Here is a 21,495-nt window from a genome sequence, read left to right as displayed (position 1 = left end):
CTCACGCGATCTCGACCCCGGCCTCGCTCATCTCGGTGATCGCGGCCGCCGTGGAGTCCTCGGCCACCCCGGCGCACAGCGGGAGCAGCACGCGAGTCGCGAACCCCGCTCCCGCGCTGTCCAGCGCCGTGGCCCGCACGCAGTGGTCGGTGGCGATGCCGCACACGTCGACCTCCTCGACCTGCCGGGCGCGCAACCAGTCCGTGAGGGCCTGGCCCGACGACGTACGCCCCTCGAAGCCGCTGTAGGCGGCCTCGTGCTCGCCCTTGTAGAACACCTCGTCGAAGGGTTGCGGGTCGAGGTTGGGGTGGAAGCCCGCGCCCTCGGTGCCGACCTTGCAGTGCACCGGCCACGACTCGGCGAAGTCGGGCTTGAGCGACCAGTGGGCGCCGGGGTCGACGTGGTGGTCCTTGGTGGCGACCACGACGTCGTACGCCGGCGCGTCGACCGCCTTCGAGTGCCAGCGGTGCAGCAGCGCACCGATGTCGGCGGCGACGCGTGCGCCTCCCGCCACGGCGAGGGACCCGCCCTCGCAGAAGTCGTTCTGGACGTCGACCACGATCAGCGCTCGGCTCATCTGCTGAGGCTACTGCTCGAACACCGTCGGGATCACCGGCTCTCCGGCCGACATCATCGTCACCGCGCGCGGCAGCTCGGCGACCGACGCGCGGTGGCGCGCCCGGGCCTCGTCGAGGCTCGCCCGCCCGACGACCTCGCCGGCCGCGACCAGCGGCACGAGCAGCGACCTGTCGTCGCCATCGTCCTCGGGCCGCTCCCCGATGCCGACCACCTCGGCCTGGGCCGTCCCGGCGGGGGAGCGGCGGCGCAGCGCGTACTTCCGCCCGCCGACCGACGCCTTGTCGGTCGAGCGCTTGGCGACCGACACCAGCTCGCCGTCCGCACCCTCGCGCGCGACGAGCTTGTAGACGAACCCGCACGTCGGGTGGCCCGAGCCGGTGACGAGCTGGGTGCCGACGCCGTACGCGTCCACCGGCGCGGCGGCCAGGGCGGCGATGGCGTGCTCGTCCAGGTCGCTGGTCACCACGATCCGGGTGGACGTGGCGCCGAGGGAGTCGAGCTGGGCCCGCACGTCGCGGGCCACCAGGCCGAGGTCCCCGGAGTCGAGCCGCACGGCGCCGAGGTCCGTCCCGGCCACCTCGACGGCGAGGCGCACCGCCTCGGTCACGTCGTAGGTGTCCACCAGGAGCGTGGTGCCGACGCCGAGGGTCTGCACCTGCGCCCGGAAGGCGTCGACCTCGGTGTCGTGGAGCAGGGTGAAGGAGTGCGCGGCGGTGCCGGCCGACGGGACGCCGTACGCCGCCCGCGCGGCCAGGTTGCTCGTCGAGTCGAAACCGGCGACGTACGCCGCCCGCGCCGCCGCGACGGCCGCCTGCTCGTGGGTGCGCCGCGAGCCCATCTCGATGCAGGGTCGACCGCCCGCGGCCAGCGTCATCCGCGACGCGGCCGAGGCGATGGCGGAGTCGTGGTTGTAGACGGACAGCAGCACCGTCTCCAGGAGCACCGCCTCGGCGAAGGTGCCCTCGACGACCAGCAGCGGCGAGTGGGGGAAGTAGGCCTCGCCCTCGGCGTAGCCCCACACGTCGCCGGAGAAGCGGTAGGAGGCCAGCCACTCGAGCATGTCGGCGTCGACGACGCCCTCCAGGGCGGCGAGCGCGGCACCGTCGAAGCGGAAGGCCTCGATCGCGTCGAGCGCCCGACCGACGCCCGCCACCACGCCGTACCTCCGCCCCGCGGGCAGCCGGCGCGGGAACAGCTCGAAGACCGAGCGCCGGCCGGCGGTGCCCGCCTGCCGGGCGGCCTGCACCATGGTGAGCTCGTAGTGGTCGGTCAGCAGCGCCGCAGACACCGGGGGAGGGCTCGTCACGACCGACACTGTGCCACGATGGCTTCGTGTCAGCCGCCAGTCCCGTAGAGGTCGAGCCGACCCTGACCCCCGACGAGATCACCTTCCTGGCCAAGCCGTGGGTGACGCTGGTGTGGGACGACCCGGTGAACCTCATGTCCTACGTGTCCTACGTGTTCCAGAAGTACTTCGGGTACGACAAGTCGAAGGCCGAGAAGCTGATGCTCGAGGTGCACACCGAGGGCCGCTCGGTCGTCTCGACCGGCACCCGCGAGGAGATGGAGCGCGACGTCCAGGCGATGCACGAGTACGGCCTGTGGGCGACGATGGAGAAGGCGTCCTGAGGTGAGCGGTTTCGAGCGTCACCGGCGGTCCGCGCGCGTCATCGCCACCTTCACCGGCTTCGAGGCCGACCTGCTGCGCTCGCTCGCCTCGCAGATGGTGGAGCTGCTGCGCAACGAGCGTGCCGAGCCGGCGGCCCCCTCCGCCGATGCCTTCGAGGCGCTGATGGCGGAGTTCTCCGGTGCCACGACCGTCCCCGAGGACCCCGTGCTGGCGCGGTTGTTCCCGACGGCCTACCCCGACGACGAGGAGGCGGCGGCGGACTTCCGCCGCTTCACCGAGGGCGGCCTGCGCGACGGCAAGGCCGGCGCGGCGGCGCTGATCATCGACACCCTCGAGGATGCGGGCCTGCCCGAGGAGCTGCGCGAGGACGGGCTGGTGATCGACGTCGAGCTGACGCCCGAGGACGCCGAGACGTGGATGCGTGCCTTCACCGACATCCGGCTCGCGCTCGCCACCCGCCTCGGCGTCGAGGCCGGTGACGAGGACTACTGGCACTCCCTGCCCGAGGACGACCCGCGGGCCCAGGCGCACGACATCTACGAGTGGGTCGGCTACCTCCAGGAGACGGTCGTCGAGGCGCTGATGTCGTGAGCCCGGTCCCCGACTTCGTCGTCGCGATCCGCGAGAAGATCGGCCACGACCCGCTGTGGCTGCCCGGCGTCACCGCCGTCGTGCGCCGCGGCGACGAGGTGCTGCTCGTCAAGCGTGCCGACAACGGGCACTGGACGCCCGTCACGGGGATCCCGGACCCCGGCGAGGAGCCCGCGGTCGCCGCGGCCCGCGAGGCGCTGGAGGAGACCGGCACGCGGATCCGGGTCGACCGGCTCGCCTCGACCGCCGTCCACGGCGAGGTCGTGCACGTCAACGGCGACCGCGCGACCTACCTCGACCTCACCTTCGCGTGCACCTGGCTCGAGGGGGAGGCCCACGTCGCCGACGACGAGTCGAGCGACGTGCGGTGGTGGCCGACGGCGGCGCTGCCGGACATGTCGGACGTGATGCTCGAGCGCATCGCGGCGGCACTCAGCGACGAGGGTGCGGCGCGCTTCGTGGTGCCACCGGACCAGCCTCCACCCGTCGAGGTGCTGACCCCGGACGTGCCGGTCCTCGGGGTGGACGCGTGCCCCGGCGGTTGGGTCGGCGTGCTCATCGACACCGGTGGCCGGGCCTCGGTCTTCGTCGACGCGACCATCGACGGGCTGGTCGCGCTGGTGCGCGAGACGACCCACGTCGCCGTCGTCGCGATCGACATCCCCATCGGCCTGCCCGACGCCTCGGGTCGGCTCGCGGACGCCGAGGCCCGCCGTCAGCTCTCCGGCAGGTCCTCCTCGGTCTTCTCCACCCCGACCCGGGCGGCCCTCGAGGCCGAGTCGTACGCCGCCGCCCGCGCGGCCAACCTCGCCGCCACGGGCGGACGTACGAGCGTCAGCGCGCAGGCCTACGCGCTGCGGGAGAAGGTGCTGCAGGTCGACGCGTGGGTGCGCTCGCGCCCCGGCGCCACGGTCATCGAGGTGCACCCCGAGGTGAGCTTCGCGCGGATGGCCGGCTCCCCGGTGCTCGCCCGCAAGAAGGACACCGACGGAGTGGCCGCGCGTCGGGAGGCGCTGGCCGCGCACGGGATCGTCGCGCCGCCGTGGTTCCGCGGCGCCGGCTTCGGCGAGGACGACCTGCTCGACGCCTGCGCGGCCGCGTGGTCCGCCGTACGCCACTCCCTCGGGGTCTCGGAGTCCTTCCCCTCCACGCCCGAGGTGTTCTCCGACGGGATCCCGGCTGCGATCAGGGTCTGACGCGCCACTGTCAGCCGGCGCCCGCGAGACCGGCCAGGACGCTGCCGGCGCGCACCGTCGTCGTACCGCTGCGCAACGGGGCGTAGCTGGCACGGAGACCACGCACCGCGGCGAGGACCAGGTCCACCTCCCGCTCGAGGCGCTCGACCTCGTCTGGCCATGACGGCTCGAGCAGCCTCCGGACCAGGTCTCTCTCGCGGTCCTGCACGGTGGCTACGGCAGCACCGACGGTCTCGTCCCAGCGGCCTGCCTCGACGATGGTGAGCCAGATGCCGTCGTACACGTCCTCGTTCCAGGACTGCGGAAGGAGGGCCTCTGCGACGTCGGACGAGGTGCGCACCCTGTCCCGGGAGAACGTCCGCGTCCGTGCGAGGTTGTCTCGCTCGCGGATCCACCGGTCACCATAGACCGCCGCGACGGCCGCACGCATCGCCGCCACCGAGGGGAACCACGCGGCGATGGCCTGCGGCGTGACGTTCGCGGCAGCCGCCACGTTGCGCAGCGTGAGCGCCGGCCAACCGCCGTCGGCCAGGATCGGGATGGCGAGGTCGGTGGCCATCTGGGCCTTCGCCGGGCTGCTGCGGGAGAACATCGGGCCCGAGCGGGGGATGAAGCGGTTGTCAGCGTCCATGGAAGGAGCACAGCAGACCGATCGGTGCTCGCGGGACTCTCATCCACAGGCACCCAACAGCGACTGTCAACGAGTTGAATTGAAGTCAATTCAACTCGCGACCGACCGGTTGGCGCGGGCGGGTAGGTAGGTCGTTCAGTGCTATCCCGAGTGGCTCAGCACGCCGTAGCGCTCGCGCGAGGCCAGCGCCCAGCGCGAGACCGGCACCGAGACCAGCGCGATGGCCATCATCATCCCGGCGAGGACGAGCCAGCCCGTCTCACCCATCTCGACGCACAGCAGGGTCACGACCGGCGGCCCGATGACCGCGACCACGCTGAAGCCGAGCCCGGCGAAGCCCTGGTACTGGCCCTGCCGCTCGTGGGGTGCGAGCCCCATCTGGAGGCCCCACTGGCCACCGGAGCCGATCATCTCGCCGACCACGTGCACCAGCGATCCGACGACCAGGACGACGATCGCGAAGGTCGCGTCGCCTCGGTCGGCCAGCGCCACGATCGCGAAGCCGGCCGCGATCCACACCGCACCGCGCACGAGGGCACGGGCTCCGGCCTCGACCGAGTCGGCCCGTCGGGACAGGCGGACCTGGAAGAGCGCGACGGCCGCCGTGTTCACGACGAGCAGGATCGCCACCATCACCGGCGGGGCCGACGTGCGCTCCGAGATGTAGAGCGCCAGGCCGAGCTCCATGACGAAGAAGTGCATCGAGAACAGGCCGGTGATCGCCACCACGACGACGTAGGGCCAGTCGCGCAGCACCGCGAGCCGCGGCTCGCCCTCGACCCGCACGTAGGGCGGCAGCTCGGGCAGGCGCGTGCTGTTCCACGCGGCGAAGCCGGTGAAGACGGCGTTGAGGACGAAGACCGCGACGTAGGCCCAGGTCTCGTCGATCACCAGCGCGGCGCCGCCGAAGACCGAGCCGAGGCCGATGGCGGTGTTGGTCACCGCACGCAGGTAGGCCTTGAAGAGCACGCCCCGCCCGCCCGTCGCGAGCTGGGCGATGACGCCCTGCTGCACGGAGCCGGCGGACCGCTCGAAGAGCGCCAGCAGGCCGAGGAGCAGCGCGAGCTGCCACGGCGTACGCGCCAGGACCGGCAGCGCGCTCGTGAGCGCGGCGCCGACCATGCACCAGGTGAGCACCCGGCGGGGGCCACGGGTGTCGCCGAGCTGGCCTGCCGGGACCTGGACGACGATCCCGACGATCGCGGCGACCGACAGCGCGAGCGCCACCTCGGCGGCGGAGAAGCCGACCTGACGGGTGAAGTAGAGCGCGCTCGTCGTCATGACCGCGCCGGCGCCGAACCGGTTGGCGAAGGAGCCGATCGCCAGCACCCGCAGGTCGCGCTCGAGCGGGACGCCCCGTCGGGTCAGTGGCGGAACATCGTGCAGCGTCATGCGGTCCTTCCCCCAGGTCTCTCGACGTCAAGACTAAGCGGTGAGACGTGTGCGGGCCGCTTCGGTCGGCTGCCTAGGGTGGAGCCGTGCTGACCATCGCCCAGGAGACGTACGACGCCATCGTGGCGCACGCCAAGCGCGACCACCCCGACGAGGCGTGCGGGGTCGTCGCCGGCCCCGAGGGCAGCGACCGACCCGAGCGCTTCGTCCCGATGGTCAACGCCGCGGGCAGCCCGACCTTCTACGAGTTCGACTCCACCGAGCTGCTCGCGCTCTACAAGGACATGGACGCCCGCGACGAGGAGCCGGTGGTCGTCTACCACTCCCACACCGCCACCGAAGCCTACCCGAGCCGGACCGACATCGGCCTGGCCAGCGAGCCGAACGCGCACTACGTGCTCGTCAGCACACGCGAGCACGGGAATAGTGAGGGCCCGGTGGAGTTCAGGTCCTACAGAATCACCGACGGAGTCGTGACCGAGGAAGAGGTCACGATCACGCCCACCGGCACCGCAGACCAGAGAGAGAGCACCCCCTGATGGCCATCGAGGTCCGGATCCCCACCATCCTGCGCACCTACACCGACGGCGCCAAGGCCGTCGAGGGCTCGGGCGGCACCCTGTCCGCGCTCATCGACGACCTCGAGGGCAACCACCCCGGCATCAAGGAGCGCCTCGTCGAGGACAAGTCCGGCTCGGTGGACCTGCGCCGCTTCGTCAACGTCTACATCAACGACGAGGACGTCCGCTTCATCGGCGGGCTCGACGCCGAGCTCTCCGACGGCGACCAGGTCGTCGTCCTGCCCGCCGTCGCCGGCGGGGCCCTGCCCGCCTGATGACCCGCTACGACGACCTGCTCGCCTCCGTCGGCAGCACGCCGCTGGTGGGCCTGCCGCGGTTGTCGCCCGGCCGCCAGCCCGACGGCACCGAGGTGCGCCTCTGGGCCAAACTGGAGGACCGCAACCCGACCGGCTCGATCAAGGACCGCCCGGCCCTGAAGATGATCGAGCAGGCCGAGGCCGACGGCACGCTGCGACCGGGCTGCACGATCCTCGAGCCCACCAGCGGCAACACCGGCATCTCGCTGGCGATGGCCGCGAAGCTCAAGGGCTACCGCATCGTCTGCGTGATGCCCGAGAACACCTCCGAGGAGCGGCGCCAGCTGCTGCGGATGTGGGGCGCCGAGATCGTGTCCTCGCCCGCGGCGGGCGGCTCGAACGAGGCCGTGCGCGTGGCGAAGAAGATCGCAGGGGAGCACCCCGACTGGGTCATGCTCTACCAGTACGGCAACGAGGCCAACGCGCTCTCGCACGAGGAGGCGACCGGCCCCGAGCTGCTCGCGGACCTGCCGTCGATCACCCACTTCGTCGCCGGCCTCGGCACCACCGGCACGCTCATGGGCGTCTCGCGGTTCTTCCGCCGGGCCAAGGCCGAGGTGACGATCGTGGCCGCCGAGCCGCGCTACGGCGAGCTCGTCTACGGCCTGCGCAACCTCGACGAGGGCTTCGTGCCCGAGCTCTACGACGCCTCGCTGATCGACTCGCGCTTCAGCGTCGGCCCGCGCGACGCCGTACGCCGGGTGCGTGAGCTGCTCGAGCTCGAGGGGATCTTCGCCGGCATCTCGACCGGCGCCATCCTCCACGCAGCCCTCGGTCAGGCCGCCAGGGCGGTCAAGGCGGGCGAGTCGGCCGACATCGCCTTCATCGTGTGCGACGGCGGCTGGAAGTACCTCTCGACCGGTGCCTACGAGGGCACGGTCGACGACGCGGAGGACGCCCTGGACGGGCAGCTCTGGGCCTGAGGGCTCAACGCTCCCAGGGCAGCGGCCAGGGGTTGAACGTGCACGCGCCCGTGCCCTTGGACTGCTGCATCATCACCGGGGCCGGTCCCGATCCGGGGCAACCCACGTGTCCTCGGCCGAGCCAGTGGCCCGTCTCGTGGTTGACCACCAGGTGCCGGTAGTCGCGCAGGCTGCGTCCGGCGCGGTTCCAGGCCGGCGAGGCGTGCTTCCAGCGGTCCTGGTTGATGACGACGTGACGTCCGACGCGGCACGACCACATGGCCGAGCACGAGGGGGAGAACGACGGCACCATCCGCGCCTCGGACAGCACCAGCGTGAAGTCGCCCCCGCGTCGGACCCGGCGGAACTGGACGCCGCCGGCGCGCCAGCCGCGCGCGTCGTCGTACGTCTCCTGCGCCAGGCGGGCGAAGTCCCGCACGCTGGTGCTGATCCGACCCCGTGTCGCGACCGAGAAGGTCACCCGGCGCCGCACCGGGGTGGCATGGTCGACCCGTGCCGTCGCAGCGGACACCGCGGGGGTCCACGCGTGCCCAGGGGCCCGCACCCGCACCTCGACGCTCATGCGCGCGCCGACGTCGAGCGCCGTCAGGCGGTAGCGCCGCTCCCGAGCGCCGCGCACGCGCTCCCCGTCGCGCAGCCAGCGGTAGCGGGTCTCCTGGCGACGGGGTTGCCACCGGCCCGGGAAGGCCCGCAGCACCTGACCCGCACGCGGCGTGCCGTTCGCCTCGGGTGCCTCCACCGCGACGAGCGCAGGCAGCGGGGCGTCCGCGACGGCCGCATCCGCGGGGCCGGTGCCCGTCAGCAGGAGCGCGAGAACGGCGGCCAGTCCGGCCGCGGGGCGGATCATGGGCCGAGCCCAGGTCACCCGGCCGGGGTGACGTCGAGGTCGAGCGTCGCGTTGTGCTCGCTGCCGGGCACCGCGTCCAGGTCGAGCAGGTCGAGCGCGAGGTTGGCGAGGTCGCCGTTGCGGACGGGCTGGAGCGCGTCGTCGTACGTCGTGCGGCGCGCGCCCGGGTCCTGCAGGTCGTCGGGGTTGAGCGCGTAGAGGTCGGTGCCGGGCATCACGCCGGGGCCGGAGACCATGAAGGCGATGCGGTAGTTGGGCAGGCGCCGGGCGTCGGAGTGGCCGGTGCCGAGACCGCCGTGGTCGCTGGTGAGGATGATCGCCGTGCTGCCGTCGAGCTCGGCGTCGGAGTGCACGGTGTCGGCGAGGATGCCGACGAGCGCGTCGACCTTCTTGACCGCGCGCAGGTAGGGCTTGGACATGAAACCGCGCGCGTGGCCGACCTGGTCGGGCAGCGAGAAGTGGACGAAGCGGAAGGCGCGGTCGCGGCGCCGCAGGTCACGCCGTACGGAGCGGGTCAACGTGGTGTTGTCGAGCCGGATCCGGGTGGTGTCGATGCTCAGCGGCCAGCTGCGCTTCCACAGGGAGAACTTGGTCTTGCTGGCGAACAGCGCGGTCGACCCGCCGGCCTCGTGGATCGAGGTGAAGACCGACTCCACGCGCTCGCCGGCCGCGGCCTGGACGGTCGCGGGGCGGCGCCGGTCGTCGTTCCACGTCACGCCGTGACCGCCGCTCGAGGCCTCGACCCGGCGGCCGGTGACCATCCCGGTGTGGTTGGGCAGCGTGATGGTGAGCTCGTGCTCGGTGCGGGCGTTGAGCGTGGAGGCGCCGGAGTCCATCAGGGCGTGCAGGTGCGGGGTGCCCTTGCGCCCGAGGATGCGCAGCGCCTCGGGGTTGAGGCCGTCGAGGGAGATCGCGAGCACGGACTCCACCGCGTCGTCGGCGGAGACGCGCGCGGTGCTGGCGCTCGGGCTGCCGTCAGGCACCTGGGCCGGTGCTGCGGTCAGGCAGAAGCCGACCGCGGAGCAGGCGAGGACGGAGGCGAGCACGGAGCGCAGGGTCACGCGCCGACCCTAACCCGGCGAGGGCGGTGTGACGGGTCCGACGCCCGCAACGGCGTGACCGGCGACGGGGCGAGCGCCTAGCCTGCTGCCTGTGCCGACTCCCATGCCGCGGTTGACCGCCGACGCCCCGATCGGCATCTTCGACTCCGGCTTCGGCGGTCTGACGGTCGCGCGCTCGGTGATCGACCAGCTCCCGCACGAGTCGGTGGTCTACCTCGGCGACACCGCCCGCCAGCCCTACGGCCAGAAGCCGATCGGCGAGGTCCGCGAGTACGCCCTCGAGTGCCTCGACCATCTCTACGCCGAGGGCGTCAAGGCGCTGGTCATCGCGTGCAACTCCGCGAGCGCCGCCATGCTCCGCGACGCACGTGAGCGCTACGACGTGCCGGTCGTCGAGGTGATCCTGCCCGCCGCACGCCGGGCCGCGGCCGCCACGCGCAACGACCGCGTCGGCGTCATCTGCACACGTGCGACCGCGAGCTCGATGGCGTACGACGACGCGTTCGCCGCCGCGCCGCACCTCGACCTGCACATCCAGGCCTGCCCGAGCTTCGTCGACTTCGTCGAGCAGGGAGTCACCGGCGGCGAGGAGCTGCTCGCCGCCGCCCACGACTACCTCGACCCGCTCGCGGCTGCGGGCGTCGACACCCTCATCCTCGGCTGCACCCACTACCCCCTCCTCACGGGCGTCATCTCCTACGTGATGGGCGACGGGGTGACCCTGGTGAGCTCGGCTGAGGAGTGCGCGAAGGACGTCTACAAGATGCTCGCGCGCACCGGGCTGATGCGCGAGGCAGGAGAGCCGGCCTACACCTTCTCGACCACCGGCAGCCCCGAGGACTTCGCCACCATCGGCCGACGCTTCCTCGGCTCGGAGCTGCTCAGCGCCACCCAGTTCGCCGGAGGAGTGCGATGAGACTCACCGTCGTCGGCTGCTCCGGTTCCTACCCCGGACCCGAGTCGCCCGCCAGCTGCTACCTCGTCGAGGCCGAGCACACGGACGCGTCGGGGGAGACCCGCACGTGGCGGATCCTGCTCGACCTCGGCAACGGCGCGCTGGGCCAGCTGCACCGCTACGCCGACCCGCTCGGCATCGACGCGGTCTTCCTCAGCCACCTGCACGCCGACCACTGCCTGGACCTCTGCGGCTACTACGTGATGCGCAAGTACCACCCCACCGGGCCGCAGCCGCGGATCCCGGTCTGGGGCCCGGCCGGCACGGCGGAGCGGATGGCACGCGCCTACGACCTGCCGCTGGAGCCCGGAATGACCGAGGAGTTCGCCTTCACCGAGCACGACGGGCCGGTCGACCTCGGTCCCTTCCGCGTCGAGGCGCGCGAGGTGGTCCACCCCGTCGCCGCCTTCGCGCTCACCGTCAGCGCCGGTGGCCGCACCCTCGTCTACTCCGGCGACACCGGCCCGTGCGCGGCGCTCGACGAGGCGGCGGCAGGGGCGCACCTGCTGCTGGCCGAGGCCTCCTTCCGCAGTGTGGACGACAACCCGCCCGACCTGCACATGACCGGCGCCGACTGCGGACGTACGGCCGCGCGCGCGGGCGTGGAGCGCCTCGTGCTGACCCACGTCCCGCCGTGGCACGACCCGGCCGACGCGGAGGCCGAGGCCCGGTCCGAGTGGTCGGGTCCGGTCGAGCTCGCACGCGCCGGCGCGACGTACGAGGTCTGAGTCAGACCAGTCCCGCGTCGTGCACCACCATGGCCACCTGGACCCGGTTCGTGCTGCCGAGCTTGGTCAGCAGTCGCGACACGTGCGACTTGACCGTCGGGATCGAGAGGTAGAGCTCCGAGGCGATCTCGGAGTTGCTGAGCCCGCGGCCCACGCAGACCGCGACCTCGAGCTCGCGCTCGGTGAGCACGGTCAGCCGGTCGGCGGCCTGGGTGACGCGGTGGTTGGCGGTCATGCCCCGCAGCCGTGAGACGAGGCTGCGCGTGGCCGAGGGGGAGAGCATCGCGTCGCCGGCGGCGACGGTGCGGATGGCGCTGACGATGTCGCCGGGCGGGGTGTCCTTCAGCAGGAAGCCGTCGGCGCCGGCAGCGATCGCGCGGACGACGTGGTCGTCGGCGTCGAAGGTGGTCAGCACCACCACGGACGGTGGGGAGGGCCGCTCGTGGAGCGCCTTCGTCGCCTCGAGGCCGTCCATGACCGGCATCCTGATGTCCATCAGGACCACGTCGGGCTCGAGCTCGCCCACGAGCACGAGGCCCGCCTCCCCGTGCGGGGCCTCGCCCACCACCTCGATGTCGGACTGGCCGCCGAGCATCAGCGACAGCGCGGAACGCACGAGCGGGTCGTCGTCGACGAGCAGGACGCGGATCACGCCGACCACGGTAGCCATGCCTCCAGCACGAAGGCGGACTCCTCGGCGCGCTGGTCCAACCGTCCGCCGCGCAGCTCGGTGCGCTCGCGCAGCCCGACGAGCCCCAGTCCGGCCCCCGGGGCGCCGGTGGGGCGGTGCCGCTCGGCGAGCGGGTTGGCCAACGTCACCGTGATGCCCGACCGCGGGTCGCCCGACGAGCGGATCGCGACCGCGGATCCGGGCGCGTGCTTGCGGACGTTGGTGAGGCCCTCCTGCACGATGCGGTAGACCGTGCGGCCGGTCGCGGCGGGCACCGGCGTCGTGGGGTCCAGGTCGTCGGCGAAGTCGACGTCGAGGCCGAGCGACCGCGCCTCGTCGACGAGCGCGGCGATGTCGGCGTACGTCGGCTGCGGGCGGGCGGTGGGAGTCCCGGGGTCGTCCTCGCGCAGCACCCCGAGGACGTCACGCAGCTCGTGGAGGGCGTCGTTGGCCTGGTCCTGGATCTGGGCGAGCCCGTCGCGCAGCCGGTCGCCGTCGAGGTCGTCGCGGAAGGCCAGTGCGCCGGCCTGCATCGAGACCAGGGTGATGCGGTGGGCCAGCACGTCGTGCATCTCGCGGGCGATGCGCGTCCGCTCGGTGGTGCGCGCCTGCGACACCCGCAGCTCCTGCTCGCGCTCGGCCCGCTCGGCGCGGGTGCGCAGGTTCCAGATGATCTCGCGGCGCGAGCCGATGTAGAGGCCCCAGCCCATCATCCCGGCGTTGACCGCGATGTTGACCAGCGTGGTGATCACCGGGTCGTTGTCGTCGAAGGGGGCGACGGACGTGTAGGTCTGCGCGGCCGCCAGGTTCGCGGCGCCGACGACGATGACCTGGCGGGGGTCGCGGCGGGTGGCGACCGAGACCGCCGCCAGCGTCGCCGGACCTGCGGCCACGCCGGAGAGCGCGCTCATCGCCGCGATCGCCAGCGCGATCGGGACGGGGGCCCGACGGCGGAAGTGGACCAGGACGTAGGCACACGCACCCAGCACGAGCTCGGCGGCGAACAGCATCCGCTGCTCGCGCCACTCGATCGCCGCGACCGACTGCCACACCGCGACCGAGATCGCCACGCACAGCGCGTAGCGCCACGCGTGCCCGGCCCGCGTGAGCTCGGGCTGCGTCTCGGCGAGGCTGGGACGGGGCTCCACGGCGCACAGCGTAGTCACCGCGACTCCTCCTTTGGTCGGGGTCGTGAGGGGCCTCAGGGTCGATGCGCCGGGGCGCCGACGCGCCGCACGCTTGGGACACCACCGCGCGGGGGAGCCGCGCGGCGCGGGACCGCGCACCGTGGGCGGGACCGCAGGGGAGGGACGTCGAGCCGGGTCCGGTGGCACACGGGGGTGACCGGACCCGGCTCCGTCAGCCCTCTACCCTCGTGCCATGACTTCTGCTGCGAGCCCCGCGCCCCGCGCCGACGGCCGGTCCGACGACGAGCTCCGCCCGATCACCATCACCCGCCACTGGCTCGACCACGCCGCCGGCTCGGTCCTGGTCGAGTTCGGCGGCACGAAGGTGCTGTGCGCGGCGTCGGCGTCCGAGGGCGTGCCGCGCTGGCGCAAGGGCTCGGGCCTGGGCTGGGTCACCGCGGAGTACGCGATGCTCCCCGCCGCCACCAACACCCGCTCCGACCGCGAGTCGGTCAAGGGCCGCATCGGCGGACGCACCCACGAGATCTCGCGCCTGATCGGGCGCTCGCTGCGCGCGGTCATCGACTACGAGGCGCTCGGGGAGAACACGATCGTCCTCGACTGCGACGTCCTCCAGGCCGACGGCGGCACCCGCACCGCCGCCATCACCGGGGCGTACGTCGCCCTGGCGGATGCGGTCGCGCACCTGCGGGACAACGGCGCGCTGACCGGCGAGCCGCTCACGGGCTCGGTCGCCGCGGTCAGCGTCGGGATCATCGACGGCGTGCCGCGCCTCGACCTCCCCTACGTCGAGGACGTGCGCGCCGAGACCGACATGAACGTCGTGATGACCGGCGAGGGGAAGTTCGTCGAGGTGCAGGGCACCGCCGAGGGCGCCGCCTTCGACCGCGCCGAGCTCGACGCCCTGCTCGCGCTGGCCGAGAAGGGCTGCGCCGACCTCACCCGCATGCAGCAGGAGGCTCTCGCCCGATGAAGGTCTTCCTGGCCTCGGCCAATGCGAAGAAGATCCTCGAGATGCAGCGCATCCTGGCCGAGCACGTCCCCGACATCGAGGTGCTCGGCATCGGCGACGTCGACGGCTACGTCGAGCCGGTCGAGGACGAGCCGACCTTCGAGGGCAACGCGCTGCTCAAGGCCCGCGCCGGCGTCGCCGCGACCGGGCTGCCCTCGATCGCCGACGACAGCGGCCTGTGCGTCGACGCCCTCAACGGGATGCCCGGCGTGCTGTCGGCGCGGTGGTCGGGGCCCCCGAAGAGCGACGAGCGGAACAACGAGCTCCTGCTCGCCCAGCTCCACGACGTACCTGACGAGCGCCGCGGCGCCCACTTCGCCTGTGCGGTCGCGTGGGTGCTGCCCGACGGGCGCGAGCGCGTGGTCGAGGGCCGCATGGACGGCCACATCATCCGCGAGGTGCGGGGGAGCGGCGGCTTCGGCTACGACGTCGTCTTCGTCGCCGTCGAGCACGCCGCCGAGGGGCTGACCTCGGCCGAGCTCGAGCCCGGCGAGAAGGACCTCATCTCCCACCGCGGGCGGGCGTTGCGCGAGCTCGCCCCGCAGGTCGCCGCGGACCTCACCTCAGGCTGACGCGGTCTCCCGCTCGGACACCTGCCGCGAGACCCACATGCCCCACAGCGCCGCGAAGAGGAACATCACGAGCGAGTAGACCGCGGCCGGCACCGAGATCTCGACCTCGTCGAGCACCTCGACCGCCACGAAGATCGCGAGGGTGGCGTTGTGGACGCCCACCTCCATCGACGAGGCGACGGCCTGCGGGCCGGTGACGCCGAACGCCTTGGGCACGTAGAAACCCACCACGAGGCTGATGGCGCAGAAGAGCGCTGCGATCAGGCCGACGTCGGCGAGGTAGTCGCCGACGTTCTCGCGCTGGTCGAGCAGGATGCCGAGCACCAGGACGGCCAGGATCACCGCCGAGCCGATCCGCACCGGCTTGTCCATGCGGCGCGCGAAGTCGGGCGCCCGGTTGTTGACCACCATCCCGATGCCGACGGGCAGCAGGATGAGGGCGAAGACCTTCACGATCTCGACCAGCGGCATCGTCACGTCGTCCTGGCGGTCGTAGAACGCGATGGCCAGGCCGGTGATCAGCGGCAGGGTGACGACCGCGATCACCGTGTTGATCGCGGTCAGGGTGATGTTGAGCGCCACGTCGCCGCGGAAGAGGTGGCTGAAGAGGTTGGCGGTCGTGCCGCCCGGCGACGCCGCGAGGAGCAGCATGCCGATCCCCAGCAGGGCGGGCAGGTCGAAGAGCAGCACCAGGCCGAAGCAGATCACCGGCAGGAGCACGACCTGGCACGCCAGCGCGACGGCCACGGCCTTCGGCGCGCGCCCGACCCGCCTGAAGTCGGCGACCGTCAGGTCGAGGCCGAGGCCGAACATGATGATCGCCAGCGCCAGGGGCAGCCCGACGGTGGTCAGTGCGGAGTCCATGCGCGGACCCTAGTGGTGACGGGGGTCACACGGGAGGGACTTGCGATGGAACAGTGGTGCGCTCGGAGAGATTCGAACTCTCACTGGCCACGACCTAAACGTGGTGCCTCTGCCGTTGGGCTACGAGCGCCGGCTGGTGATCAGTCCAACCCTAGGTCCCGGCGCAGCTTGGCGACGTGCCCGGTCGCCTTGACGTTGTACTGCGCGAGCTCGACCGTGCCGTCCTCGTCGATCACGAAGGTCGAGCGGATCACCCCCTCGACCTCCTTGCCGTAGAGCTTCTTGGTGCCGAAGGCGCAGTACGAGCGGTGCACGTCGAGGTCCTCGTCGGACAGCAGCGTGAGGGAGAGGGCGTCGCGCTCGCGGAACTTCGCGAGCTTGGCCGGCTTGTCCTTCGAGACGCCGAGCACCTCGTAGCCGGCGCCGCGCAGCGAGTCGAGGGACTCGGAGAAGTCGCAGGCCTGCTTGGTGCAGCCCGGGGTCATCGCAGCGGGGTAGAAGTAGAGGATCACCTTCTTGCCGCGCAGGGCCGAGAGGCTCACCTCCTCCTCGGTGTCGCTGGTCAGGGTGAAGTCGGGGGCGGCGTCGCCGGGGGCGAGGCGGTCGGTCATCGCGTTCCTTCTCTCGTGCCGGTGGCGGGTGCGGGAAAGTCGCACCAATCCGATCCGTTGGCTGTTGCGAACTGCTTGCAATAAGGTGGTGGAGGCGGTCGGCACCGGGGGGAGCCGGCCGCCACCATCCAAGCACCAGGCCGATGCGGCCAGGACGGACGAAGCCGATGCACGTACCCGACGGATTCCTCGACGCACCGACGTCGCTGGCCACTGGCGTGGTCGCCGCGGCCGCGGTCGCGGTGTCGCTGCGCGCCGCGCGACGCGAGCTCGACGACCGTACGGCGCCCATGGCGGGCCTGGTCGCGACCTTCGTCTTCGCCGCGCAGATGATCAACTTCCCCGTCGGTGCCGGAACGAGCGGGCACCTGATGGGCGGAGCGCTCGCGGCGGTGCTGGTCGGGCCCTGGACGGCGGTGCTGTGCCTGTCGGTCGTGCTCGTCGTGCAGGCGCTGCTCATGGCCGACGGCGGCATCACCGCCATCGGCACCAACATCTCGCTCATCGGCATCGTCACCGTCGCGGTCGGCTGGGGCGTGTTCGTCCTGCTGCGCAAGGTGCTCCCCGCGCGTCTCTCGATCGTGGCCCCCGCGGCCGCGGCGGGTGCGCTGCTGAGCGTTCCGGTGGCCGCCCTGGTCTTCACCGGGCTCTTCGCGATCGGCGGCAACGCACCGGTCGACCTCACGGCGCTCACTGCGACGATGCTGGGCTGGCACACCGTGATCGGCATCGGGGAGGCCGCGGTGACGGGGCTCGTCGTCGCCAGCGTGGTCGCGGCCCGACCCGACCTCGTCCACGGCGCCCGCCCGCTCCTGGCCGAGCGCGTCCTCGAGACCCGCGCGGCGGTGGCGTCGTGAGCCGCCGCCGCTTCTTCGTCGTCGCGCTCCTGGTGAGCCTGCTCGTCGCCGGCGTCGCGAGCTACTACGCCAGCTCGCACCCCGACGGCCTCGAGTACGTCGCCGAGCAGACCGGCTTCATCGACTCTGCCGAGGACTCCGCCACCAGCGACAGCCCGCTCGCGGACTACCAGACCACCGGCATCGACGACGCCCGGCTCAGCGGCGGGGTCGCCGGCGTGGTCGGCGTCCTGGTGATGCTGCTGCTGAGCACAGGGCTCTTCTGGCTGATCCGGCGCCGCGACAGCGGCGACGTGACGCACGAGGCCACCCACGACTCGAGGGCCTGATGGGCGCCGGGCACGGGCACCGTCTCCACTTCCACGGCCACAGTCCCGTCCATCGCGCCCCCGCGCACCTGAAGGTGCTGGCCCTCCTGGGCTTCATGCTCATCGTGGTCGCGACCCCGCGCGAGGCGTACGCCGTCTTCGCGCTGTGGGCGGTCGTGCTGCTCGGGGTGATCGCCCTGTCGCGGGTGCCGCTGACCTACCTGCTGCCGCGGATGGTCGTCGAGGTGCCCTTCGCGATCTTCGCGGTGCTGATGCCCTTCATCTCCCACGGCCCGCGCACCGAGGTCCTCGGCGTCAGCGTCTCCGAGCCCGGCCTGGTCGCCGGTATCGCGCTGCTCGTCAAGGGCAGCATCGGCGTGCTGGCCTCCCTCACCCTCGCCGCCACCACGGAGCCCCAGGACCTGCTGCGCGGCCTCCAGCGGCTGCGGATGCCCGACCTCGTCGTGCAGATCATGGGCTTCATGATCCGCTACCTCGACGTGGTCACCGCCGAGCTCGGCCGGATGATGACCGCACTGCGCTCGCGCGGGTGCGACCCGCGCTCGCCGCGGCACTGGCCCGTGCTGGCCCGATCGTTGGGGGCGCTGTTCATCCGCTCCTACGAGCGCGGTGAGCGGGTGCACCTCGCGATGCTCTCGCGGGGGTACGACGGCTCCCTCCCGCAGGCGGGAAAGGCGCGATGAGCGTCCCCGTGCTCGAGGTCCAGGACCTCGCCTTCGCCTACCCCGACGGCCACCAGGCCCTCTTCGGCGTCGACCTCCACGTCCACCGCGGCGAGCGGGTGGCCCTGCTCGGGCCCAACGGCGCCGGCAAGACCACCCTGGTCCTGCACCTCAACGGGATCCTCACCGCCGGTCGCGGCACGGTCGCGGTCAGTGGTCTGCCGGTCGCGAAGGAGCACCTGAAGGAGATCCGGCGCCGGGTCGGCATCGTCTTCCAGGACCCCGACGACCAGCTGTTCCTCGGCACCGTCCGCCAGGACGTCGCCTTCGGGCCGGCCAACCTCGGCCTCAAGGGCGCGGCGCTCGAGCGCCGGGTGATGGAGGCGCTGGACCGGGTCGGCATGGCCGACTTCGTCGACCGCCCGCCCCACCACCTGTCCTACGGCCAGCGTCGCCGGGTCGCGGTCGCCACCGTGCTCGCGATGGAGCCCGAGATCCTCGTGCTCGACGAGCCGTCGTCCAACCTCGACCCCGCCTCGCGGCGGGAGCTCGCCGACATCCTGCGCAGCCTCGACGTGACGGTGCTGATGGTCACCCACGACCTCCCCTACGCCCTCGAGCTGTGCCCGCGCAGCGTGGTGTTGAGCCGGGGAGTGGTGGTGGCGGACCGCCCCACGCTCGAGGTGCTGACCGACGACGAGCTGATGGGCGCGCACCGGCTCGAGCTGCCGTGGGGCTTCGACCCGCGCCGCATTGATAGCCTGCCCGCGTGACCCAGGACATGCGCGCGCTCGAGCGCGAGATCGAGGAGACGCGCCAGCGCCTCGCCTCGACCATCGACCAGCTCGCCCACCGCGCCCACCCCAAGACGATCGTCGGACGCCAGGTGACCACGGTGAAGTCGCACTTCGTCGAGCTCGACTCCGGCGCCCCGCGCACCGACAACATCCTCAAGGTCGCCGGTGCCGTCGTCGGCGTCGTCGTCCTGCTCGCCGTCGTCCGCAAGGTCGCCCGCTGAGCACCGCCCCGATCAAGATGCTGCACGACCGCCTGCTGGTCGAGGTCGACCAGGAGGCGGGCGAGCGGCGCTCGTCCGGCGGCATCGTCATCCCCGCGACCGCGGCGATGGGTGCGCGGCGGCTGGCCTGGTCGCGGGTGATCGCGGTCGGACCGCACGCCCGTGCCGTCGAGGTTGGCGACCGGGTGCTCTTCGACCCCGAGGACAAGGCCGAGGTCGAGGTGCAGGGCGAGGTCTACGTCGTCATGCGCGAGCGCGACGTCCACGCGGTCGCCGCCGAGCGCCTCGAGGCCGGCTCGACCGGGCTCTACCTCTGACGGCTCCGTCGATCGTCACCCAGGAGGGTTGATGGGATACCTCGTCAAGCAGTCGCACCGGGCTCCGGCCAACGGTCCCGTGCCGGCCGACGAGTCGCTGCCCCGCGCCTGCGTCATCGGGGCCGGCTCCTCGGGGATCGCGGCCGCCAAGCACCTGCACCAGGCCGGCGTACCCTTCGACTGCTTCGAGATGGGCAGTGACATCGGCGGCACGTGGGTGCTCGACAACTCCAACGGCCAGTCGGCCTGCTACGACACCCTCGAGATCAACACCTCGTGCGCGCGGATGGCCTACTCCGACTTCCCGATGCCAGCCGACTACCCGGCCTACGCGCGCCACGACCAGGTGCGCGCCTACTTCGAGCAGTACGTCGACCACTTCGGCTTCCGCCACACGATCACCTTCGACACGACCGTCGAGGACGTCTCACGGACCCCGGACGGACGCTGGGACGTACGCACCAGCGGGCCGGAGGGCACCGCGACCCGCACCTACGACGCCGTGCTGGTCGCCAACGGCCACCACTGGGACGCGCGGTGGCCCGAGCCCGCCTATCCGGGCACCTTCGACGGCGAGCAGATCCACGCCCACGACTACCGCTCCGGTGACCAGCTCGACGGCCGCGACGTCGTCGTGGTCGGGGCCGGCAACTCCGCGATGGACATCGCCGTCGAGGCGTCCTTCCGCGCGCGTACGACGACGTGGTCGGTGCGGCGTACGGAATGGGTGCTGGGCAAGTGGTTCCTCGGCAAGCCCAGCGACCAGGGCCTGCTGCCGCCCGGCTGGGTGCCGTGGTGGGTGACCGCGCTGCGGCTGCGCATCGGTGCGACCGTGGCCGGCGGCAGCATGGAGGAGTACGGCCTGCCGCGGCCGCAGCACACGCCCGGCCAGTCCCACCCGGTGCAGTCGGAGCGGATCCGCGAGCGCCTCGCCGCGGGCGCGGTGACCGCACGCCCGGCGATCGAGCGCCTCGACAATGACCGGGTCGTCTTCGTCGACCAGACGAGCGCGCCGGCGGACCTCGTCGTGTGGGCCACCGGCTACCGCGTCACCTTCCCGTTCCTCGACCCGGCGCTGGTCTCGGCGCAGGACAACGACCTGCCGCTGTGGAAACGCACCGTGCACCCGGACCTGCCGGGCCTCTACTTCCTCGGCCTGCTCCAGCCGCTCGGTGCGGTGATGCCCCTGGCCGATGCCCAGGCAGCGTGGATCGCCGAGACGCTGCGCGGCGACTACGTGCCGCCGTCCGCCGGCGCCGTACGCCGCCAGATGGCGGCCGAGCACCGGCGCGACACCCGCCAGTTCTACGACTCCCCGCGCCACACGATGGAAGTCGACTTCGACCACTACCTGTGGGACCTCGCGCGCGAGCGCAAGAAAGGACGTGCCCGTGCTTCGTCGTAGGATCGCCGGCCTCGCGCTGCGCGCCGTGCGCTGGGAGGCCGTCGGCGACGTGCCCCAGCGCGGCGTGCTGGTGGGCGCACCGCACACCTCCAACTGGGACTGGGTCCTGACGATGCTCCTGGCCTGGCGCTACGGCATCACGATCCGGCTGCTGGTCAAGAAGGAGCTCTTCGTCGGCCCCCTGGGCTGGCTGCTGCGCCGCACCGGTGCCGTCGAGCTGGACCGCAAGAACCCGGCCGCCACGATCAAGGACCTGCTGGCCGAGTCCGAGGGCGACGACCCGTGGCTGATCGGCATCGCCGCCGAGGGCACCCGCTCGCGCGGCACGCACTGGAAGTCCGGCTTCTACCGGATCGCCCAGCAGACCGGGCTGCCGATCACGCTGGCCTTCATCGACACGCCCTCGCGCACCGTCGGCTGGGGTCCCACCTTCCACCCCACGGGCGACGTCGCCGCCGACATGGACCTCGTCCGCGACTTCTACGCCGACAAGACCGGCTTCCGGCCGGAGAACTTCACCCCGCCGTTGCTGCGTGAGGAGGGCTGAGGCCGCCGGGTCACGCTCGCCTCGCAGGTGTGTCCGCTATCCGAAAGGGTGTGGGTGGCTTTCGGCGAGAGCC

The 21,495-nt window shown here is 72.3% G+C and carries 28 protein-coding genes and 1 tRNA gene; 18 read left to right on the top strand and 11 right to left on the bottom strand.

Annotation, left to right across the window (positions count from 1 at the left end; translation table 11 throughout):
* Position 1: 1 nt before the first annotated feature.
* Both K4G59_RS05705 and K4G59_RS05700 read right to left on the bottom strand, forming a co-directional pair.
* Positions 2-577, bottom strand: coding sequence for an isochorismatase family protein (locus tag K4G59_RS05705; RefSeq protein WP_231249947.1), 576 nt, complete (start codon positions 575-577; stop codon positions 2-4).
* A gap of 9 nt (positions 578-586) precedes the next feature.
* Positions 587-1,867, bottom strand: a complete 1,281-nt coding sequence (locus K4G59_RS05700; RefSeq protein ID WP_231250133.1) for a nicotinate phosphoribosyltransferase — start codon at positions 1,865-1,867, stop codon at positions 587-589.
* 44 nt (positions 1,868-1,911) lie between these two features.
* Between K4G59_RS05700 and clpS the strand changes: the two genes are divergently transcribed.
* The 3 genes from clpS to K4G59_RS05685 are packed head-to-tail and all read left to right on the top strand — an operon-like array spanning position 1,912 to position 3,996.
* The gene (clpS, locus tag K4G59_RS05695) at positions 1,912-2,208 is read left to right on the top strand and encodes an ATP-dependent Clp protease adapter ClpS (protein ID WP_231249946.1); all 297 of its coding nucleotides are present in this window, start codon (positions 1,912-1,914) and stop codon (positions 2,206-2,208) included.
* A gap of 1 nt (position 2,209) precedes the next feature.
* On the top strand, positions 2,210-2,800 hold the full coding sequence (locus K4G59_RS05690) for a DUF2017 domain-containing protein (protein WP_231249944.1): 591 nt from the start codon (positions 2,210-2,212) through the stop codon (positions 2,798-2,800).
* Positions 2,797-3,996 carry a DUF429 domain-containing protein gene (locus K4G59_RS05685; RefSeq protein WP_231249943.1) on the top strand — a complete coding sequence of 400 codons (1,200 nt, stop codon included), beginning with the start codon at positions 2,797-2,799 and terminating at the stop codon, positions 3,994-3,996. The genes K4G59_RS05690 and K4G59_RS05685 overlap by 4 nt, the downstream gene beginning before the upstream one ends.
* A 10-nt stretch (positions 3,997-4,006) precedes the next feature.
* On the opposite strand, the gene K4G59_RS05680 is transcribed toward K4G59_RS05685, so the two are convergent.
* The gene (locus K4G59_RS05680; protein WP_231249941.1) at positions 4,007-4,627 is read right to left on the bottom strand and encodes a hypothetical protein; all 621 of its coding nucleotides are present in this window, start codon (positions 4,625-4,627) and stop codon (positions 4,007-4,009) included.
* Positions 4,628-4,768: 141 nt separating this feature from the next.
* Positions 4,769-6,019, bottom strand: a complete 1,251-nt coding sequence (locus tag K4G59_RS05675; protein ID WP_231249939.1) for an MFS transporter — start codon at positions 6,017-6,019, stop codon at positions 4,769-4,771.
* A gap of 86 nt (positions 6,020-6,105) precedes the next feature.
* Here K4G59_RS05675 and K4G59_RS05670 point away from each other — a divergent pair, with 86 nt between their 5' ends.
* From K4G59_RS05670 to K4G59_RS05660, 3 genes are read left to right on the top strand one after another with little or no spacing between them, the layout of a single operon-like run.
* Positions 6,106-6,558, top strand: coding sequence for a M67 family metallopeptidase (locus tag K4G59_RS05670; protein ID WP_231249937.1), 453 nt, complete (start codon positions 6,106-6,108; stop codon positions 6,556-6,558).
* On the top strand, positions 6,558-6,854 hold the full coding sequence (locus K4G59_RS05665; RefSeq protein WP_224278806.1) for a MoaD/ThiS family protein: 297 nt from the start codon (positions 6,558-6,560) through the stop codon (positions 6,852-6,854). Before K4G59_RS05670 ends, K4G59_RS05665 begins: the two co-directional genes overlap by 1 nt.
* Positions 6,854-7,819: a PLP-dependent cysteine synthase family protein gene (locus K4G59_RS05660; RefSeq protein WP_231249935.1), complete on the top strand. Its 966-nt coding sequence runs from the start codon at positions 6,854-6,856 to the stop codon at positions 7,817-7,819. Before K4G59_RS05665 ends, K4G59_RS05660 begins: the two co-directional genes overlap by 1 nt.
* Before the next feature lie 4 nt (positions 7,820-7,823).
* On the opposite strand, the gene K4G59_RS05655 is transcribed toward K4G59_RS05660, so the two are convergent.
* Both K4G59_RS05655 and K4G59_RS05650 read right to left on the bottom strand, forming a co-directional pair.
* Positions 7,824-8,666 (bottom strand): DUF3152 domain-containing protein, encoded by an 843-nt coding sequence (locus K4G59_RS05655; RefSeq protein WP_231249933.1) that lies wholly within the window; start codon positions 8,664-8,666, stop codon positions 7,824-7,826.
* A gap of 14 nt (positions 8,667-8,680) precedes the next feature.
* Positions 8,681-9,727 (bottom strand): alkaline phosphatase family protein, encoded by a 1,047-nt coding sequence (locus K4G59_RS05650; RefSeq protein WP_231249931.1) that lies wholly within the window; start codon positions 9,725-9,727, stop codon positions 8,681-8,683.
* 103 nt (positions 9,728-9,830) lie between these two features.
* Here K4G59_RS05650 and murI point away from each other — a divergent pair, with 103 nt between their 5' ends.
* Together murI and K4G59_RS05640 are read left to right on the top strand one after the other, a co-directional pair.
* Positions 9,831-10,643: a glutamate racemase gene (gene murI / locus K4G59_RS05645; protein ID WP_231250132.1), complete on the top strand. Its 813-nt coding sequence runs from the start codon at positions 9,831-9,833 to the stop codon at positions 10,641-10,643.
* Positions 10,640-11,410, top strand: a complete 771-nt coding sequence (locus K4G59_RS05640; protein ID WP_231249929.1) for an MBL fold metallo-hydrolase — start codon at positions 10,640-10,642, stop codon at positions 11,408-11,410. Before murI ends, K4G59_RS05640 begins: the two co-directional genes overlap by 4 nt.
* A 1-nt stretch (position 11,411) precedes the next feature.
* Here K4G59_RS05640 and K4G59_RS05635 read toward each other — a convergent pair whose 3' ends face one another.
* Together K4G59_RS05635 and K4G59_RS05630 are read right to left on the bottom strand one after the other, a co-directional pair.
* Positions 11,412-12,062, bottom strand: a complete 651-nt coding sequence (locus K4G59_RS05635) for a response regulator (protein WP_231249928.1) — start codon at positions 12,060-12,062, stop codon at positions 11,412-11,414.
* A complete protein-coding gene (locus K4G59_RS05630) occupies positions 12,059-13,228 on the bottom strand; it encodes a sensor histidine kinase (RefSeq protein WP_231249926.1) in 1,170 nt (389 codons plus the stop codon). The genes K4G59_RS05635 and K4G59_RS05630 overlap by 4 nt, the downstream gene beginning before the upstream one ends.
* Positions 13,229-13,460: 232 nt before the next feature.
* Between K4G59_RS05630 and rph the strand changes: the two genes are divergently transcribed.
* Positions 13,461-14,201, top strand: coding sequence for a ribonuclease PH (rph, locus tag K4G59_RS05625; protein WP_231249924.1), 741 nt, complete (start codon positions 13,461-13,463; stop codon positions 14,199-14,201).
* On the top strand, positions 14,198-14,812 hold the full coding sequence (rdgB, locus tag K4G59_RS05620) for an RdgB/HAM1 family non-canonical purine NTP pyrophosphatase (protein WP_231249923.1): 615 nt from the start codon (positions 14,198-14,200) through the stop codon (positions 14,810-14,812). Before rph ends, rdgB begins: the two co-directional genes overlap by 4 nt.
* Here the strand turns inward: rdgB and K4G59_RS05615 are convergent.
* From K4G59_RS05615 to bcp, 3 genes are all read right to left on the bottom strand, one after another.
* Positions 14,804-15,676, bottom strand: coding sequence for a bile acid:sodium symporter family protein (locus K4G59_RS05615; protein WP_231249922.1), 873 nt, complete (start codon positions 15,674-15,676; stop codon positions 14,804-14,806). The two genes, rdgB and K4G59_RS05615, sit on opposite strands and share 9 nt — an antisense overlap.
* A gap of 54 nt (positions 15,677-15,730) precedes the next feature.
* A tRNA-Leu gene (locus tag K4G59_RS05610) sits at positions 15,731-15,806 on the bottom strand.
* 10 nt (positions 15,807-15,816) lie between these two features.
* On the bottom strand, positions 15,817-16,287 hold the full coding sequence (gene bcp, locus K4G59_RS05605) for a thioredoxin-dependent thiol peroxidase (RefSeq protein WP_231249921.1): 471 nt from the start codon (positions 16,285-16,287) through the stop codon (positions 15,817-15,819).
* A gap of 167 nt (positions 16,288-16,454) precedes the next feature.
* Between bcp and K4G59_RS05600 the strand changes: the two genes are divergently transcribed.
* Genes K4G59_RS05600 through K4G59_RS05565 form a run of 8 tightly spaced genes read left to right on the top strand, consistent with a single transcriptional unit; the run spans position 16,455 to position 21,422 of the window.
* Complete coding sequence (locus K4G59_RS05600; protein ID WP_231249919.1) at positions 16,455-17,144, top strand: energy-coupling factor ABC transporter permease; 690 nt, start codon at positions 16,455-16,457, stop codon at positions 17,142-17,144.
* Complete coding sequence (locus tag K4G59_RS05595) at positions 17,141-17,473, top strand: PDGLE domain-containing protein (protein ID WP_231249917.1); 333 nt, start codon at positions 17,141-17,143, stop codon at positions 17,471-17,473. The genes K4G59_RS05600 and K4G59_RS05595 overlap by 4 nt, the downstream gene beginning before the upstream one ends.
* A complete protein-coding gene (gene cbiQ, locus K4G59_RS05590; RefSeq protein ID WP_231249915.1) occupies positions 17,473-18,156 on the top strand; it encodes a cobalt ECF transporter T component CbiQ in 684 nt (227 codons plus the stop codon). Before K4G59_RS05595 ends, cbiQ begins: the two co-directional genes overlap by 1 nt.
* A complete protein-coding gene (locus tag K4G59_RS05585; protein WP_231249913.1) occupies positions 18,153-18,908 on the top strand; it encodes an energy-coupling factor ABC transporter ATP-binding protein in 756 nt (251 codons plus the stop codon). Before cbiQ ends, K4G59_RS05585 begins: the two co-directional genes overlap by 4 nt.
* A complete protein-coding gene (locus K4G59_RS05580; RefSeq protein ID WP_207082198.1) occupies positions 18,905-19,153 on the top strand; it encodes a DUF3618 domain-containing protein in 249 nt (82 codons plus the stop codon). Before K4G59_RS05585 ends, K4G59_RS05580 begins: the two co-directional genes overlap by 4 nt.
* A gap of 17 nt (positions 19,154-19,170) precedes the next feature.
* Positions 19,171-19,470, top strand: coding sequence for a GroES family chaperonin (locus K4G59_RS05575; protein WP_207082197.1), 300 nt, complete (start codon positions 19,171-19,173; stop codon positions 19,468-19,470).
* 31 nt (positions 19,471-19,501) lie between these two features.
* A complete protein-coding gene (locus K4G59_RS05570) occupies positions 19,502-20,875 on the top strand; it encodes a flavin-containing monooxygenase (RefSeq protein WP_231249911.1) in 1,374 nt (457 codons plus the stop codon).
* Complete coding sequence (locus K4G59_RS05565; protein ID WP_231249910.1) at positions 20,862-21,422, top strand: 1-acyl-sn-glycerol-3-phosphate acyltransferase; 561 nt, start codon at positions 20,862-20,864, stop codon at positions 21,420-21,422. Before K4G59_RS05570 ends, K4G59_RS05565 begins: the two co-directional genes overlap by 14 nt.
* Positions 21,423-21,495: the final 73 nt, after the last annotated feature.

It is taken from the genome of Nocardioides furvisabuli (genome assembly GCF_021083185.1).
Taxonomy (GTDB): domain Bacteria; phylum Actinomycetota; class Actinomycetes; order Propionibacteriales; family Nocardioidaceae; genus Nocardioides; species Nocardioides furvisabuli.
The sequence above is the reverse complement of the archived record's forward strand: the minus strand, read 5'-3'. Positions and strand labels throughout refer to the sequence as shown.

Coding starts and splice junctions, on each gene's coding strand:
- K4G59_RS05705 (WP_231249947.1), bottom strand. CDS start 577: ATGAGCCGAGCGCTGATCGTGGTCGACGTCCAGAACGACTTCTGCGAG.
- K4G59_RS05680 (WP_231249941.1), bottom strand. CDS start 4,627: ATGGACGCTGACAACCGCTTCATCCCCCGCTCGGGCCCGATGTTCTCC.
- K4G59_RS05675 (WP_231249939.1), bottom strand. CDS start 6,019: ATGACGCTGCACGATGTTCCGCCACTGACCCGACGGGGCGTCCCGCTC.
- K4G59_RS05665 (WP_224278806.1), top strand. CDS start 6,558: ATGGCCATCGAGGTCCGGATCCCCACCATCCTGCGCACCTACACCGAC.
- K4G59_RS05660 (WP_231249935.1), top strand. CDS start 6,854: ATGACCCGCTACGACGACCTGCTCGCCTCCGTCGGCAGCACGCCGCTG.
- K4G59_RS05655 (WP_231249933.1), bottom strand. CDS start 8,666: ATGATCCGCCCCGCGGCCGGACTGGCCGCCGTTCTCGCGCTCCTGCTG.
- murI (WP_231250132.1), top strand. CDS start 9,831: ATGCCGCGGTTGACCGCCGACGCCCCGATCGGCATCTTCGACTCCGGC.
- K4G59_RS05640 (WP_231249929.1), top strand. CDS start 10,640: ATGAGACTCACCGTCGTCGGCTGCTCCGGTTCCTACCCCGGACCCGAG.
- rph (WP_231249924.1), top strand. CDS start 13,461: ATGACTTCTGCTGCGAGCCCCGCGCCCCGCGCCGACGGCCGGTCCGAC.
- rdgB (WP_231249923.1), top strand. CDS start 14,198: ATGAAGGTCTTCCTGGCCTCGGCCAATGCGAAGAAGATCCTCGAGATG.
- K4G59_RS05615 (WP_231249922.1), bottom strand. CDS start 15,676: ATGGACTCCGCACTGACCACCGTCGGGCTGCCCCTGGCGCTGGCGATC.
- bcp (WP_231249921.1), bottom strand. CDS start 16,287: ATGACCGACCGCCTCGCCCCCGGCGACGCCGCCCCCGACTTCACCCTG.
- K4G59_RS05600 (WP_231249919.1), top strand. CDS start 16,455: ATGCACGTACCCGACGGATTCCTCGACGCACCGACGTCGCTGGCCACT.
- cbiQ (WP_231249915.1), top strand. CDS start 17,473: ATGGGCGCCGGGCACGGGCACCGTCTCCACTTCCACGGCCACAGTCCC.
- K4G59_RS05585 (WP_231249913.1), top strand. CDS start 18,153: ATGAGCGTCCCCGTGCTCGAGGTCCAGGACCTCGCCTTCGCCTACCCC.
- K4G59_RS05575 (WP_207082197.1), top strand. CDS start 19,171: ATGCTGCACGACCGCCTGCTGGTCGAGGTCGACCAGGAGGCGGGCGAG.
- K4G59_RS05570 (WP_231249911.1), top strand. CDS start 19,502: ATGGGATACCTCGTCAAGCAGTCGCACCGGGCTCCGGCCAACGGTCCC.